At 52.3% G+C, this 15523-nt stretch carries 10 protein-coding genes; 5 read left to right on the forward strand and 5 right to left on the reverse strand.

Going from position 1 to position 15523, the window contains the following annotated elements:
* Positions 1–387: 387 nt before the first annotated feature.
* The 4 genes from NNX04_RS19695 (at position 388) to NNX04_RS19710 (ending at position 5469) form a co-directional block, all read left to right on the forward strand.
* The gene (locus NNX04_RS19695) at positions 388–2787 is read left to right on the forward strand and encodes a DNA polymerase II (protein ID WP_261946918.1); all 2400 of its coding nucleotides are present in this window, start codon (positions 388–390) and stop codon (positions 2785–2787) included.
* 43 nt (positions 2788–2830) lie between these two features.
* Positions 2831–3253 (forward strand): SMI1/KNR4 family protein, encoded by a 423-nt coding sequence (locus NNX04_RS19700; RefSeq protein ID WP_261946919.1) that lies wholly within the window; start codon positions 2831–2833, stop codon positions 3251–3253.
* Between the two features lie 169 nt (positions 3254–3422).
* Positions 3423–4259: a lytic transglycosylase domain-containing protein gene (locus tag NNX04_RS19705; RefSeq protein WP_232283097.1), complete on the forward strand. Its 837-nt coding sequence runs from the start codon at positions 3423–3425 to the stop codon at positions 4257–4259.
* A 142-nt stretch (positions 4260–4401) separates the two neighbouring features.
* Positions 4402–5469, forward strand: a complete 1068-nt coding sequence (locus NNX04_RS19710) for a hypothetical protein (protein ID WP_261946920.1) — start codon at positions 4402–4404, stop codon at positions 5467–5469.
* 86 nt (positions 5470–5555) lie between these two features.
* On the opposite strand, the gene NNX04_RS19715 is transcribed toward NNX04_RS19710, so the two are convergent.
* The 5 genes from NNX04_RS19715 to NNX04_RS19735 all read right to left on the reverse strand — a co-directional run bounded on the left by NNX04_RS19715 (position 5556) and on the right by NNX04_RS19735 (position 13266).
* A complete protein-coding gene (locus tag NNX04_RS19715) occupies positions 5556–7274 on the reverse strand; it encodes a hypothetical protein (RefSeq protein WP_261946921.1) in 1719 nt (572 codons plus the stop codon).
* Positions 7275–7396: 122 nt separating this feature from the next.
* A complete protein-coding gene (locus NNX04_RS19720; RefSeq protein WP_007644253.1) occupies positions 7397–8134 on the reverse strand; it encodes a LuxR family transcriptional regulator in 738 nt (245 codons plus the stop codon).
* A gap of 250 nt (positions 8135–8384) precedes the next feature.
* Entirely contained in the window at positions 8385–9302 is a 918-nt protein-coding gene (gene argF / locus NNX04_RS19725) for an ornithine carbamoyltransferase (protein ID WP_040393041.1), read from the reverse strand.
* Between the two features lie 61 nt (positions 9303–9363).
* Positions 9364–10536, reverse strand: coding sequence for an aspartate aminotransferase family protein (locus NNX04_RS19730; protein WP_261946922.1), 1173 nt, complete (start codon positions 10534–10536; stop codon positions 9364–9366).
* 261 nt (positions 10537–10797) lie between these two features.
* Positions 10798–13266, reverse strand: coding sequence for an EAL domain-containing response regulator (locus tag NNX04_RS19735; protein ID WP_261946923.1), 2469 nt, complete (start codon positions 13264–13266; stop codon positions 10798–10800).
* A gap of 233 nt (positions 13267–13499) precedes the next feature.
* Here NNX04_RS19735 and NNX04_RS19740 point away from each other — a divergent pair, with 233 nt between their 5' ends.
* Positions 13500–15503 carry a TonB-dependent receptor family protein gene (locus NNX04_RS19740; RefSeq protein ID WP_261946924.1) on the forward strand — a complete coding sequence of 668 codons (2004 nt, stop codon included), beginning with the start codon at positions 13500–13502 and terminating at the stop codon, positions 15501–15503.
* Positions 15504–15523 lie beyond the last annotated feature (20 nt).

Consider the following 15523-nt stretch of genomic DNA (forward strand, 5'->3'; position numbering starts at 1 on the left):
AAATTTGTGAATAGCACGTAGGTTGGACAGCAATGTCCAACAAACCAATTCATGAATCAAAACGTCGGTCTAGCCGAGCTTCCCGTCACCAACATCCGCTTTTGCCGAATCGCGCCATCCGCATAAAAACTTATGAATAAACCGCATGAAATCTAACGACACATGGTTTTATTTAATGAATCTATTACCCGTATTCCGCTAGGCTCCATACCGGCTACAACTCTAATTTCTGCCTTTGTCTTCAATTAATTTTTCCGCATAAAAATCCATATTAGGCATCGCTGCGCTCAGCGCCTACCTATCGGAGCGGGGGAATTAATCTTGATTGCATCATTGTCCCCTTCTGCGGGATAATACTGGTTACTTAACCAGTTTATTCGTGCGCTTATGACTAATGCCTTTTTATTGACCCGCCAATGGCGCGATACCCGTGAGGGTGTGGTGTTGGATTTGTGGTGGGCGACTGAGCAGGGGAGTTGTTGGACACAAATTGCCGGGCAAGAGGTGGTGTTTTTTGTTGAGCGCAAACACGCACCGGAATTGCCTGCGCTTTTTTCCCGCTTGCGCGCCTGGCGTATGGCGGAGGTGGAATTAAAAACCTTTCATAATCAGCCGGTTGTTGCCCTCTATTTCAAACAGCACCGCACTGCGCGCGATGCGCAGGATCTGTTACGGCAGCAGGATATTGCTTTTTGGGAAAGCGATATCCGCCCGCCCGAGCGCTATTTAATGGAGCGTTTTATTACCGCAGCGGCGCAGCTGGATATGCCGGATATTACCCAACAACCGTTGCGCAACCCGCGCCTTGTACCGGTTGAGGACGCGCTGTGGCGACCAAGGTTGCGCATGTTGTCGCTGGATATAGAAACCTCGATGGATGCGCAGCAGCTTTATTCCATTGCTATTTGGTGTGATGCGGCAAAAACCGTGTTTATGATCGGCGAGGGTGAAAATAGCGCGACCCCAGAAAGTAATCACACGATTATTTTTTGTCGCGACGATAAAGAATGCTTACAACAATTTTTCGCGGCGATTGCGGAGTTTGACCCGGATATTTTAATTGGTTGGAATCTGGTGCAGTTTGATTTGTTGGTGCTGGAAAAACTGTGCCAGCGATTAAAAATGCCGTTGCAGTTGGGTCGCGCAGGCCAATCCATTCATTGGCGCCATGAAGATGCCAATGACGGCGGTCGCAGTTTTGTGGTGATTCCCGGTCGCGTTGCGCTGGATGGTATCGAGCTGTTAAAAGCGGCTAACTATCGCTATGAAAGTTATTCGCTGCAAAATATCTCGGAAGAATTATTGGGTGAAAGTAAATTAATCAGCGGTAATGATCGCGGCAGTGATATTACCCAATTGTTTAACACCGATAAAATCGCGCTGGCCGAATATAATCTGCACGACTGCGAGTTGGTGTGGAAAATATTCCAGCGCCAGGAATTGCTGGCGTTTGCGTTGGAACGCAGCCAATTGACGGGTTTGTTATTGGATCGCATCGGCGGTTCGGTGGCGGCATTTGAATATTTGTATTTGCCGCGTTTGCATCGGCGCGGTTATGTGGCGCCTAATCTGGGTGAGTTGGAGTCTGATGTCATTAGTCCCGGCGGTTATGTGATGAACTCGCGCCCCGGTATTTATGACAACGTTTTGGTACTGGATTTTAAAAGTCTGTATCCGAGCATTATACGAACGTTTTTAATCGACCCCTGTGCCTTTTGGTTGGCGCAGCACAATCACTTGAGCGATGAACAAATTGTGCCCGGTTTTAACGAGGCTTATTTTGCGCGTGAGGGGCATATTCTGCCTAATGTGATCGAACAGCTTTCTGCGGCGCGCGACCGAGCCAAACAACATAAAAATGCGCCGCTCTCCCACGCCATCAAAATTATTATGAATTCGTTTTATGGTGTGCTGGGCTCCACCGGCTGCCGTTTTTTCGACCCTCGTGTATGCAGCTCAATTACCTTGCGCGGTCATGAAATTATCCAGCGCAGCCGCGATTGGATTGAGCAGCAGGGGTATGCGGTTATTTATGGCGATACTGATTCGCTGTTTGTGTGGCTGGAAAATAATTGCACGGGTTATCCACCAAAGGTAGCGTCGCAATGTGACCTTATTGGCAAGCGTCTGGCGAAAGAGCTGAACCTCTGGTGGGCAGAGACATTGCGCACGGAATTCAATATAAACAGCGCATTGGAAATTCAGTACGAAACTAATTACTTGCGCTTTTTAATGCCTACGATTCGCGGCTCTGAATTGGGTACTAAAAAACGTTACGCCGGTTTGATAGAAATAAATGGCGAGCGCGAGATGGTATTTAAAGGGTTGGAAAACGTGCGCACCGATTGGACACAATTGGCCAAAGAATTTCAAATGACGCTTTACCGCAAAGTGTTTGATGGTGAGGATTATTTTGATTTTGTGCGCAGTACGACGGCAGAGGTTTTGGCGGGAAAACGTGATTTGGAATTAATTTATCGCAAACGCCTGCGCCGTCATTTACATGAATATCAAAAAAATGTCCCACCCCATGTACAGGCCGCACGCAAATACGCACAGCTCACCGGTGAAACCCTGCGGCGCGGTGATTGGATCAGTTATGTGATCACCACCAACGGCCCCGAGCCGCTAGGCAGTTATGAAGTAAACCTGTCGCTATTACAAAGCCCGATTGATTATCAGCATTACATCGACAAACAGCTTTCTCCTGTCGCTGACAGCATTTTGCATTTCCGCGATGAGTCGCTGAACCAATTGGTGGAAAGCCAGTTGTCGTTGTTTGGTTGATCGGGCTATAGTCCGCCTCCCTTTGTCATTTTCAGGTAGTTATATGTCTGAGTCCGATTCCGATATCGATGAAGTTCTTGAGCTGTTGCGCGATCACAATGAGCCAGTCCCTGTGCCGCTGGAATTGCCCGATGAAGACCGCTTGGTTGAAATCGAAGAAGAATTATTACTGCCAATCCCTCGCGAAATGCGCAGCTTTTTGTTGGAGGCCAGCGATGTGGTTTACGGTTCCATTGAGCCGGTTACGGCGGCCGACCCTTACTCGCATACTTATTTGCCCGAGGTGACGGCAGTTGCCTGGGAGCAGGGGGTGCCGCGTTATTTAATGCCGCTGTGTGAAGTGAATGGTGCTTACCATTGCGTCGAGCAGGACGGCGAAGTAGTGTTTTGGCGCGATGGCGAATTAACCGACGAAACCTGGCCCTCGGTATGGCACTGGGTACGCGATGTGTGGCTTGAGTCCTGAGCCCCGAAGCCTGTGTCCCGAAAACGGCGAGTCCTATCAAGTGGTAGTTGGTCACGGAAATCGTTTTTGGTGCCACGTGCTGTGCGCTGGCTGAGCTACACTTAACCTCCCGGCGCCGTTTACGCCGGTGTGGTGTAGTTGCTGTTCCATTACTGAGAGAGTGTTGGCCGTGCGTAAGGGTGCTTTTGTCATAGGTGTGCTGCTTCTGGGGTTCTCCAGTGGCTGCCTATTGGCTGAAACAGGCATGGTGGAGCTCTCGCCGTTGAATGAGGTTTCGCTTGCGCCAACCCCTTCGGCGGCAAAGCTGCTGGCCCATCAGGAATCCAGCATTACCGACGTTGAAGCCCATGTGCGCCGTATTGCCGAGCGTACTGCCGCTGAGGAAAAAGCGCGCCAAGAACAGGAGCGTTTGGAGCGAGAAGCGGCAGCCCAGGCAAATAAACCCCAGCAACTGACTTTTTTTAAGTATCGCAAAGACGGCGCCGTGACTTATTCGGATCGCCAGCCTCGCAAAACCGATTATCAAGTTATTGTTTACAACTCCTGCTTTGCTTGTAACCCGCTATCGACAGTGGACTGGCGTGTTACCCGCCTGTACTTATCCCAATTTACCTATTCCATCACGCAAGCAGCGGCGCGCCATGGGGTAGATCCATCACTGGTGCGGGCGGTGATTCATGCCGAGTCCAACTTCAACCCTCTTGCCCGTTCCCGCAAGGGCGCCATGGGCTTGATGCAATTAATGCCCGGCACCGCCAAAGATATGGGAGTTAGTGATGCCTACAACGCCGCGCAAAATATCGATGGTGGGGTGAAATATTTGGCATGGTTACTCAAACGTTTTAATGGCGACATCACCCGTGCGACTGCCGCCTACAATGCTGGCCCCAGCAATGTGGAGAAGTACGGCGGCGTGCCTCCGTTTGATGAAACCAAAACCTACGTTTTCCGCGTTAACATTCTGCATCAGCGCTATAAAACCCAATTGGCGCTGGCGAGTAACTAGGCACTCGTTCTGTAGATTTTCCGGCTTCTGCTTTCTGTCGCTTATAACCACAAAATCTAATTCTTTTGCATTTTTCTGCTCAAAAAGTACGCGTTTTTGCCGCTATAGGGTTTGTATCCCTTAATCCTATGCAGGCGACTCTATGATTATTGCCAAGGCACAGATCCACATGGCAGCCCAACATGACTATCGTGAAGAGCATCAGGTTGCTGAGCGCCTGGAGTTTTGGTTGGGCGATAGAGCTGCCACCCCCGTCACTGAACCAGAAACAGCGCCGCAACAGCCTGCGGTGCGGGTGGATTTATCCTCCGCCGGTTCGGTGTTGGCCATGCATCGCGAGCGACAGCTGCTGGATTTATCGCCCCAACTGGATTCCCGTTCGCGTTTGAATTTGATGATTCTGGAGGCGATGTACAAGGCCATCACCGGTAAGGACTTGCAGGTAACAACCCCTGCGGATATACAGCCCAAAACAGACGGCGGCGCTGTGCAAACACTCGCGGTGGATGCCACCCCACCGGCGCAAGTATTGGCGCGCGCTACCGGGCCGGGCTTGGTTTACCAGCGTCAGGAGCGTTATAGCGAACAGGAGGCATCCAGTTTTCAAGCGGTGGGTGTGGTGCGCACGGCGGACGGGCGCGACATCGACTTTGCCGTTGCACTTACAATGAGCCGCGAGTTTGTGCAGGAATCCCATCTGGAAGTGCGTATTGGCGCCGCCAAAATTGACCCGCTGGTAATCAATTTTGATGGCTTGGGGGCGGGCCTCACCCAAACCCGTTTTGCATTTGATCTGGATAGCGACGGCACAGCAGAGCAGATTGCGAGTTTACGCCCCGGCAATGGCTATCTGGCGTTGGATCGCAATGGCGATGGGGCAATCAATAACGGCAGTGAATTGTTTGGCCCTACTAGCGGGCGTGGTTTTGCCGAGCTGGCGGCGTTTGATGAGGACGGCAATAATTTTATTGATGAAGGTGACAGTATTTATCACCAGTTGCGCATCTGGATGACTAATGAAGATGGCACCAGTCAACTGGCGGCGCTGGGCGATAAAAACATCGGCGCGATTTTTCTCGGTCATGTGTCATCGCCGTTTCAGTTGAAGGGGCCCGATAACCAGTCACTGGGAGAGGTGGCCAATTCCGGTGTTTATCTCACGGAAGACGGCAAGGTGGGTGTGGTGCAAGAGATTAATTTAACGGTATAAAGAATCTGACGGTGTAAATATTTGCGTGTGTAAAAAAGCGTCGCAGAGCTGTAGAAACCTCTGCGACGCAAGGGGTGAAAAAACGATTAGTCCTCGGCGGGCACAGGTGCGGCTGTAGTGCCAGCGGGGAAATAACGAGCGTAAATTTCCGAGCCGGGTGAGCCGAAGCTGTTGAAGTTGTACCAGACAACTACGCGATCCCCTGCGCTGTTGGCGGCAACCATCGGTTCAACAGCTGTGCCCACCAGGTTTTCCAATAATTGCCCACTTGCCCAGCTTCCTGTACTGCCGCTGAGGTTGGCGAACCAGCTGTCTTTAGTGGTGTTGTCGTTGGACTCCTGCGACCAAACCAGCAAACCATTGGCGGCACCATCGATGGCAACCTCAGGAACACTCTGCACAAAGTCTGCATTGCCCGGTTTGATAATACTTTGGGTTCCCCAGGTGCCGTTGGCCGCGCGGGTATTGGCCATAATCGCCTGATTTTTACGCCCCCAGGTTGCGGCGGCGACACCGTTGCCATTGCTCGCCGCGCGGGGTGCACTGACCACATCGCTGCCGCTGTCCTCACCCACCACGGCAATATCGTTAGCCCAGCCGTTGTTGTAGGTTTTGGCCAGTATCCGGCTGGTAAAGGTACCATCGCCCAGCGAATCCCATTGTCCCCAGACCAGCAAGGCTTTGCCTGCGCCATCATTGATCAGCAGCGGGTGATTGAGCGACATATTGCCGCCTGTGTCCGCAACCAGTATTTCATCGCCGGCCCAGCCGCCGGCTGCCGTGTAGCTATTGGTGGCTATGTTGACGCGATTGTTGCCACTGTTTAACCACACCACCAACGCCTTGCCATCGCCCAACCAAGCGAGGCTCGGTGAACCGTCCTGACCGCCAATCACGTTGTTGTCCTCTAACAGAACCGGTTCTGACCAGCCCGCTGCCGCTGTGTAATGGCTGGACCAAATACTGAAACGCCCTAAATTCACGGGGGATTGCGCCCACACCGCCAGTGCATTGCCGTTGCTGTCGATAATGGTTTTGGCGAAAAAGCCCATGGCCCCTTCGGAGTTTTCGATGCGCTCGGGTTCTGCCCAGCCCGTTGCTGGCGCATAGCGACGCACCCATAAATCGTAAGCGCCAGCGGAGGTGAGCTGTGTCCAGGTTGCCACAGCGCGACCCGAGCTTGGGTCGATATAGATCTCAGCTTTATCGACGGAAGCGCCGTCGTTTTCCAATAGCTGCGCTGTGCCCCAGCCAGATCCTTTTACATAGCGATTGGCAATTAAATTATCGCCGCCGCTTGCGCCTTCGATAATGCCTTTCCAGATCGCCCAAGCGTTACCTTGATCGTCTATTGCCACCCGTGCACTGGCCGCGCCCGGTGGCGAGATGATGCTGATAGCGGTTGCATCGCCAATGCTGCTCGATGAACTGCTGGCAGATGAAACGGCGACTGAGCTGTTGCTAGCTGAAGAGGTGCTCGACGGAGTGCTGCTCAGGGACGATACACTCAATGAAGAAAGGCTGCTGGAGGACAGACTCAGCGATGAAACACTCAATGAAGAGGCACTCAACGAGGAGAGGTTGGAGGAGACACTGCTCGCGCTACTGCTGACACTGGAAGCTACGGAGGTGGCGCTACTGGATGCTGGGCTGGAATTATTATTACCGCTACCACCCCCGCCACCGCAGGCAACTAGCAATCTGCAGGTTGCGACAGTAACCGCGGGGGAGACAAGGTGTTTGAGCGAAACAAATTTTTTGGTAAAAAAATCCTGTGATAAAAAAGAATAGTCGTATTTATTCATGATCAAGTCCGCAAATAAATTGGCTGAATTCAACAGTGCTAAACAGCAAACACCAGAGAGTGTTGTTCACTTATTAGAAATCATTGCGGCGTGGGCGGTTAGCTGTAAAAACTGACAGGCTGTTAAAACGGATTGGGGTTAATAATTCCCTGCAATACCGCTTTGGCAACGGCGTGTTGGCGATTGTTGACGTCGAGTTTTGACATTGAATTGGTTAAATGAAAATTAATAGTGCGCTCGGAAGTATTTAGCAGTTGTGAAATTTCCCACGAGGTTTTTCCGTCGGCAGTCCAGCGTAAACATTCTTTCTCGCGCGCGGTGAGCAATAGTTTTTTATCGGGAACATCCAGGCTTAAAACGCGCTGTACAGTTTCATGCAGGTAAGCGGCAAATAAATGGATATAGGGTGATGCCTGCTGGATTAACTCCAGATGCATCTTTTTTTGTTCATTCAAAGTCATGCTGAAAATACCAAATTCCCCGGTGGGGCCATGCACCGGCATGCTAATACCGCCTTTTAATCCGAATTCAGTCGCTTCATTCATAATGCGCTCGCCCATCTCTGTGCTCACTGGCCCAAGGTCTTGCCATTGGATGGGGATCAAATGTTTTTTGCAGTGCATGATTACCGGATCGTCCAGGTAATAGGCATTTTCAAAATAATGTGTCAGCCACGAATCCGGATAACCTTTAATGGTAATAATGCGTGCTTCGGCAAAGCTGGTGGGTACGCGCAGCGCGTAAATAAAATTATCAAAACCCATTTTGGCGCAGTGAGTGACGCAAAGGCGGGTGATGTCTTCGGTGGTTTCGGCTTGCGCAAACTGGAATACCAATTCATTAAAGTCGCTGAGTTTCATCTGCTGCTATTTTCCCTGAGTGTATTACCCATAAACCAAAACTAATCGTTAAGTATTTATTGCTTTTGCTGCGATAGCGTCAATTAAAAAACTGTAGCGAAATGTAATTGCGGGAGGAATGGGGCAAGAAGTTGGCAGCAACAAAAAAGCCACCTGTAATTTTTTACAGGTGGCTTTATGGGCAGTGATGTGCAGGGCGATTTTTCATGCGCGTTGATGTCTGCGCCGGATATTTTTATCCCGATAAAAATTACTGGTTAAACAAAAATTCCATCAAAGCATTTTGCGCATGCATGCGGTTCTCTGCCTCTTCCCATACCACTGAGTCGGGTGCGTCGAGAACATCGGCACTCACTTCTTTGCCGCGATAGGCGGGCAAGCAGTGCATAAACAATGCATCGCGTTGGGCGAGGCTCATCAGCTCTTTGTTGACTTGATAACCGCTGAAGATTTTTTCGCGCTGTTTCTTTTCATCTTCCTGGCCCATAGAAGCCCAGGTATCAGTCACCACCAAATCGGCACCGGCAACGGCAGTGCGTGGGTCATTGCTCAGGCTGACGCGATGCTGGTAGGGGGTGACAAATTCGTCTTCCGGCTCAAAGCCTTTGGGGGTGGCAATGCGCAATTCAAAGTCGCACAGCTCGGCGGCTTGAATGTAGCTGTTGCACATATTGTTGCCATCGCCCACCCACGCCACGGTTTTGCCCGCGAGGGAGCCGCGCTGTTCAACGTAGGTTTGAATGTCTGCCAGTAATTGGCAGGGGTGATATTCATCGGTCAGGCCGTTGATGACTGGCACGCGCGAATATTCGGCAAAACGTTGCACGGTGCTGTGGGCATAGGTGCGGATCATCACCATGTCGACCATGCTGGCGATGCAGCGGGCGGCGTCTTCAATGGGTTCGCCGCGGCCTAATTGCGAGTCCTTGGTGGACAGGAAAATGGCGTGACCGCCCAGTTTGGCCATACCGGATTCAAAAGAGACGCGGGTGCGGGTGGAATTTTTCTCAAAAATCATCGCCAGCACTTTGTTGTTAAAAGGCTCAGGGGCAGTGCCCTGGCGCAACATGGCTTTGAGTTCGATGGCGCGCGCAATTATTTGTTGCAGTTCGGCGCGGTTAATGTCGTTGAGAGTCAGGAAATGTCTCGGTGCCTTTGAGGGAACCATAATCGATGCTCTTTCATTTATAGCGCGCGCTTTATTGCGCGCGCCCACTTAAAACGCATTACTAATTGGGGGAGAACTCTGTCACTAGCGTTACCACTTTACTGACCAGCTCGTCGGCTTCTGCATCGCTGAGGATGAAGGTTGGCAACAAACGAATGGTATTCATGGCAGTTACGTTGATCAGTATCCCCAGGTCGCGACCTTTTTGTACTAGCTCGGCACAGGGCGCATTGAGTTCGATACCAATCATTAAGCCCTTGCCGCGAATATCAACTACCTTGGGGTTATCGCCCAGGGCTTCTTTAAAACCCGTGAGCATTCTATTGCCCAGTGCGGTTACCCGTTCCATCAGTTTGTCGGCGAGCAGGGTTTCAATCACCGCGATACCGGCACTGCAGGCGAGTGGGTTGCCACCAAAGGTAGTGCCATGGTTGCCTGCTTGTAATACTTCTGCGGCTTTACCGCGTGCAAGGCAAGCGCCGATAGGCATGCCATTACCCAGACCTTTAGCGGTGGTTACTACGTCCGGCAATATGCCGTTGTGCTGGTAGGCGAAGAAAGTGCCGGTACGGCCATTGCCGGTTTGGATTTCATCGGTCATCAGCAGTAATGCGTGTTCATCACAAAGGGTGCGCAACTGGTTCAAATAGTCGGCCGCCGGTACCCGCACGCCGCCTTCGCCTTGTACGGGTTCAACCAGAATAGCGACGACATTTTTATGCTCAGCGATGGCGGCTTTCACTGCAGCAACATCGTTGTAAGGCACACGAATAAAACCTTCCACCAGCGGTTCAAAGCCGATCTGTACTTTTACGTTGCCAGTAGCGCTCAATGTCGCCAGGGTTCTGCCGTGGAAACTGTTGGCCATAACGATCACAGCGGGATTTTTCACGCCTTTTTCGTTGCCATATTTCCGCGCGATTTTAATCGCGGCTTCGTTGGCTTCGGCGCCGGAATTGGAGAAAAACACTTTGTCCATGCCTGAGACCTGAATCAGCAAATCGCCCAAACGTTGTTGCTGGGGAATGTTGTACAGGTTGGATACGTGCAACAAAGTTGCTGCTTGTTCAGAGATGGCTTTGGTCAGGGCAGGGTGCGAATGGCCCAAACCGCACACGGCGATACCGGCAATCGCATCGATATAGGAGTTGCCCTGATCATCCCACACGCGGCTGCCCGCGCCCTTGGTCAGGGTCAGGGTTCTGGTGCCGTAAGTGTTCATTAGACTGGACATGGTGTTCTCCAAAAACAAAGCCGAGGCTTTAAAAAGGTCAGTTCCCGATAGCTGAAAAAACGAAACCAACTCAGCCTATCGCGTGCGGGCTGGCGGGTGATTCATTAAGGGGATTTTTCGCTAACTCAACACGGCGAGCCGGAACGGCGCAGTGGGTGCGCCTAAGGCGCGCAGCAAAAACAGGCGGTAAATATATAAGTTATTGCGATTATTGGCAAATTTGCCCATTTTTGTGGCAGTTACACGCAGGTCGCCACCGGTTTATTGGCTAAAGCCATTTCCCTGCACAAACTCCTTGGCAAAAATAATATCGTTTTGCAGGTGGAAACCTTCGTCCGGTGGCTGGATAAAAAATCCTTCAAATAACCGCACCCCTTGTAGCCACAAACTGGACAGGTTGCGTGAGTTTTCAATTTGTGTCGCGATGACCTTGACCCCGCGTTGGGTTGCCGTGCTGACCAGACTCTCCAGAAGTGCCGGATTTGTCCCGGTATTCGACAACTTGGGGCACAGACGCAAATAGTCCAGCGGCAGTTGGTCGATTATCTCCACAATACCGGGGTTTTCTCCCGCCCGGGTCAGGCAAATACCGCACTGGATATCATGCAGCGCCCGCGCAATTTCGCGGGTTTGATGCAGGTGATTGAGCACCCAGTTTTCCTCCAGCATAAATACCAGGCGCTCGCTGCCGCGCAGGCGGGAGGAGCGCAGCACATTGGCGGCAAAAGAAAAGAAGGTGCTTTGTTGCAGCGTGTCTTCGGCCAAATGGATAAACAGCGTGGCCTGCTCACGGGTGGCGCTGTTATTGGCGATAGCGCTCACCGCTTGTTGCAATACCCAGCGATCCAATTCAATACGCTGTGACGGTTTATTGATCCGGCTGAGAAATTGTTTAGCGGCGATGGGTTCGCCGTCTTCACCCTGTAAGCGCAGCAATACCGAGAAGTGCTCTATGCGCGCATCTTCCAGGCTAATGATGGGCTGGAAGGCGAGGGACAAATCGCGGCTGAAGACGATTTGGGAAAAGTCCGGCTCGACTTTGGTGAGTACCGGAATAGTCACAATATCGACAGTGTCTGCTGTTGGCGCATGGTTGGGTTTGGGAGCCAAGCTGGCCTCAAATGCTTGTTCCGCACACAAGAGTGCCTGATTGGCTGTGCCCAGGTTAGCGGTTAATAGGGCGATACCGGTGTTTACCGTCAGGGATATTGCCTGCTCATGGGCCAGGTATGTACGTGCGGCCAAATGGCGCCGCAATTGTTCGCAACGTTGGCGGTGAAATTCGGCACTGCGTTTACCGGCTAATACGCAAGTCACCATGTTGGATAAATCGATCCACTGTTCGTCGCTGCCAATGGCATCATCCAGATGGCGGCAGAACTGGTCGTGTAGTTTGATCAGCTCCACCATGCCTAATTGCTGGCTCAATTCACTGAGATTATCGACACTAATATAGTAGAGCGCGCTGGTGTGTTGCCCTTGTGCACCGCTATTGATTTCGTCTTCCAGCACTGAAAAAAAGTAACTGCGATTAACCTTTTGTGGCAATTGGGTGTGGCGCGTCACCCGTGCAACCCGGCTTTTGAGGACTGAGGTTTGGTTGAGTGCCTGTTCACAAATACCAATCAGCTCAGTCGCTTCAAAGGGTTTGGTGAGTACAGCGTTAACTCCCAGCGCTTTGATAGTGTTGTGCAGCTTGGTATCGGTATCGGCAGTGACAAATACGATGGGCAAGAGCAAAAAACGTGGATCCTGACGCAAGAGCACGGCCAGCTCCATGCCGTTGATGTCGGGCATGTGCATATCCAGGATCACCAGGTCCGGGTTGAACTGTGCCGCTTGTTGCAAGCTATGCAATGGCTGCTTGACGCTAATGACCTCCATACCGGCATAGCGCAGAATCTCACTTTCCAGTGCTGCCATGTCGGGGTCGTCGTCCACTACCATCACTTTATAGGTGCGATTGTGCTGGGTAATGATTTGCAGCAGCCGCTCGATCAGCAGGCCCATATCCAATGGTTTGATTAAATAGTCGCTGCTACCGGCGCGCAGGGCGCGCAGTTTAGCGTTGACATCGGTGCGCCCGGACAAGAGCACAATCGGGGTGGTAGGTGGAACCAATGCTTTGATCTGATGGAGGCTGCCCAGTGCTTGCAGTCCGGCGCGCTCAAAATCGGGATCCATCAAAATTGCATCGGGCGATTCCTCGTACAGCCGCTGCATACACTGTTGCACGGTTTCAAAGTATTCAACGCTAAACCCCACACGGCGCAAATAAGCACTACACATCGCCGCGAGGGTGCGATCCGGGTCGATTAAAAACAACACCTTGCCTTCCGCATCCGGGTAGGCCTGTTTCTCAATGGGAGCGGGTAAGTTGTCTTTTGTGGTAATGCCTTGGGCCGTTGCCATCATCACTTGGCTCAGGCGTTTGACGTGCTCTTCCAGCTGGGTATATTCCTGCCCACCAAAGCTGCGTCCCAACTCCTGCAGTTCGTTTAAGAAGTTTTCCAATTGGCTCGCGCTGGCGCGCAGCTCTGGCAATCCGTAGCTGGCACCGGCCTCGTTTTGCTTCTGCACAAACTGCTGCAGGGCGGCAAAACCCTGTGCGCTCCAGTTTAAGTGGCGCAGGTAACCCCAGATGTTTTCCAAATGCCGCGCACGTTCTGGCAGGCTGGTAATAAAACGCTGGCGCAGGGCTTCAAGCTGTTTACGAAATTCTTGCGTCATAGGCTCGGTCCACTGTTGCTTACTTCAGTATAGAGGCTGTTATGCAAAGTGTTATTTAAGTACGAATGCTTACTCATCGCCGATGTAAAAAACCGTTTTAGCAGATGAGAGTTCAGCAGCCTTTGCGCACAATGGCGCCTGTCATTTCTTTCTTACCGTCGCACCCGGTTACCGGGTTAAGAGATTCCACTGCAATGTCTAATCGATTCAACCGTTTTACCGGCCTCTGCTTTATGTCATCCACAATCCTGATGACGCTACCGCTTGCAGTTCAGGCGCAACAAGTGCTGGAGACGCTGGTGGTTAGCGGCGAGCGCCCGGCGTCGGTTTTGTCATCCCAAGTGATGTTAAAAACCGCCGGCGATTTCCCGCCCGGTGCGCGCCTTGATCCCGCTGAACTGCTGCAAACCCTGCCTGGCGTACAGGTGGATTCACGCAGCAATTACGCACAGGACACACGCATCAGTTTGCGCGGTTTTGGCGCCCGCTCGGCGTTTGGGGTGCGCGGTATAGATCTGCAGGTAGATGGCATCCCCATGTCCACCCCCGATGGGCAAGGGCAACTATCCAGCGTGATGTTCGATAACATCGACAGCGTGCAGGTGCTACGTGGCCCTATCGCTGCGCTTTATGGCAATGGCGCTGGAGGGGTGATTGCCTTGCAAACCACCGCGCCCGTCGAAAATCAGGTGAATTTAGGCGTGATGGGCGGCGACCCCGGCTTACAGCGCCAAACGGTGCAAGGCGATTGGCGGCAAGGGGCGATGGCGGCGCGGGTACAGTTGGCGAATACCGAGGTGGATGGCGAGCGTCCGCATTCCAGCGCGGAGCGCCAGCAGGGTGCGGCCCAGTTTTACTACACCACCAGCAATCAGCTGGATATCACCCTGAAACACGAGCGCAGCCATGACCCGCTACTGCAAGACCCGCTTTCGCTGCGACCGGAAGAGTGGCGCGCTAACCCGCGTCAGACCAATCAACTCGCCGAAGACTTTAATACCCGCAAATCTGTTGACCATGAGCAGACCTCGCTCAGCCTGCGCGACAGTGAGGGGGCAACCCGCTGGCAAACCTCGTTCTGGCACGGCGAGCGCGCCATCACCCAATACCTGGGTTTTAGCGGTGAGGGGATTTCTGGCAGCGGTGGGGTCGTGGATTTAGTGCGCGATTTCGCCGGTGCCAGCGCGAATATCACCCAAAGTTTTAACCTGCTGAATATGCCCGCCGATATGAGTGTTGGTATCGAACTGGCGCAAACGGAAGATCGCCGGCGCGGATTTGTAAACAATAGCGGCATTGCGGGCGATTTGCGTCGCAATGAATTGGGCAAGGTGGATAGCCGCGATATTTATGCGCTGCTGCAATTAACGCCGACAGCGGATTTGTCGTTCTACACCGGTGTGCGTCAAAGCCGGTTGGATATGGAAGTGGACGATTATTTTGTGGTTACCGGTAACCCCGATGACAGCGGCACGCGTGACTATCGTGAAAACGCCTATGCGTTTGGCGCGAATTATCAGCTCAGTGACCAGTGGGGGTTATTTGCCAGCCGTGGGCGCGGTTACGAAACACCTACACTCACCGAGATGGCTTATCGCCGCGTGGGCAGCGGGTTAAATATCGCCTTGGAAGCCGCGCTGAATAATCAGCAGGAATGGGGTATTCATTATCGCCCCCTGGCTGGTGCCGAATTAAGCGTCACCCAGTTTATGATCGACAGCAAAAACGAATTAGTGGTGGATCAGTCGGTTGGCGGTCGCACCAGCTATCGCAATGCGGCAGCGACTGAGCGCGAAGGTGTGGAAGTGTTGGGTCGCTACAGTGTTAACGATCAATGGCGCCTGCAAGCCAGCGCCCAATTTATTGATGCGATTTATTCCGCTGGTGAATTGGATGGCAACCAATTACCCGGTGTAGCGCGCGAGCAATATCAACTCGGTTTACAATGGCTGCCCTTCGGTAGCGAAGCGTTGCAATTAGGCGCCAGCCTGCAACAGCGCACGCGGGTATTTAGCGCCGATGATAATGCTGTGTCTGCACCGGGTTATCGCACCTTTGATGTGAGTGCCCAGGGCGATGTGGTAATTAATCAACTGCGTGTTGGTTGGTGGTTAAAAGTCGCAAATGTGAGCGATGAAAATTACGTTGGCTCAGTGGTAGTGAATCAAGCCAATGGTCGCGCATTTGAGCCAGCGCTGGGGCGTAACATGACGGCCGGAATGAACATAGTGTTTTAATAATAGCCATTAGGTTTCAA

It is taken from the genome of Cellvibrio sp. QJXJ (genome assembly GCF_024452345.1).
Taxonomy (GTDB): Bacteria; Pseudomonadota; Gammaproteobacteria; order Pseudomonadales; family Cellvibrionaceae; genus Cellvibrio.

What these genes read in the sequence shown, in the direction of transcription:
- NNX04_RS19695 (WP_261946918.1), top strand. Translation starts at nt 388, where the DNA reads ATGACTAATGCCTTTTTATTGACCCGCCAATGGCGCGATACCCGTGAG.
- NNX04_RS19700 (WP_261946919.1), top strand. Translation starts at nt 2,831, where the DNA reads ATGTCTGAGTCCGATTCCGATATCGATGAAGTTCTTGAGCTGTTGCGC.
- NNX04_RS19710 (WP_261946920.1), top strand. Translation starts at nt 4,402, where the DNA reads ATGATTATTGCCAAGGCACAGATCCACATGGCAGCCCAACATGACTAT.
- NNX04_RS19715 (WP_261946921.1), bottom strand. Translation starts at nt 7,274, where the DNA reads ATGAATAAATACGACTATTCTTTTTTATCACAGGATTTTTTTACCAAA.
- NNX04_RS19720 (WP_007644253.1), bottom strand. Translation starts at nt 8,134, where the DNA reads ATGAAACTCAGCGACTTTAATGAATTGGTATTCCAGTTTGCGCAAGCC.
- argF (WP_040393041.1), bottom strand. Translation starts at nt 9,302, where the DNA reads ATGGTTCCCTCAAAGGCACCGAGACATTTCCTGACTCTCAACGACATT.
- NNX04_RS19730 (WP_261946922.1), bottom strand. Translation starts at nt 10,536, where the DNA reads ATGTCCAGTCTAATGAACACTTACGGCACCAGAACCCTGACCCTGACC.
- NNX04_RS19735 (WP_261946923.1), bottom strand. Translation starts at nt 13,266, where the DNA reads ATGACGCAAGAATTTCGTAAACAGCTTGAAGCCCTGCGCCAGCGTTTT.
- NNX04_RS19740 (WP_261946924.1), top strand. Translation starts at nt 13,500, where the DNA reads ATGTCATCCACAATCCTGATGACGCTACCGCTTGCAGTTCAGGCGCAA.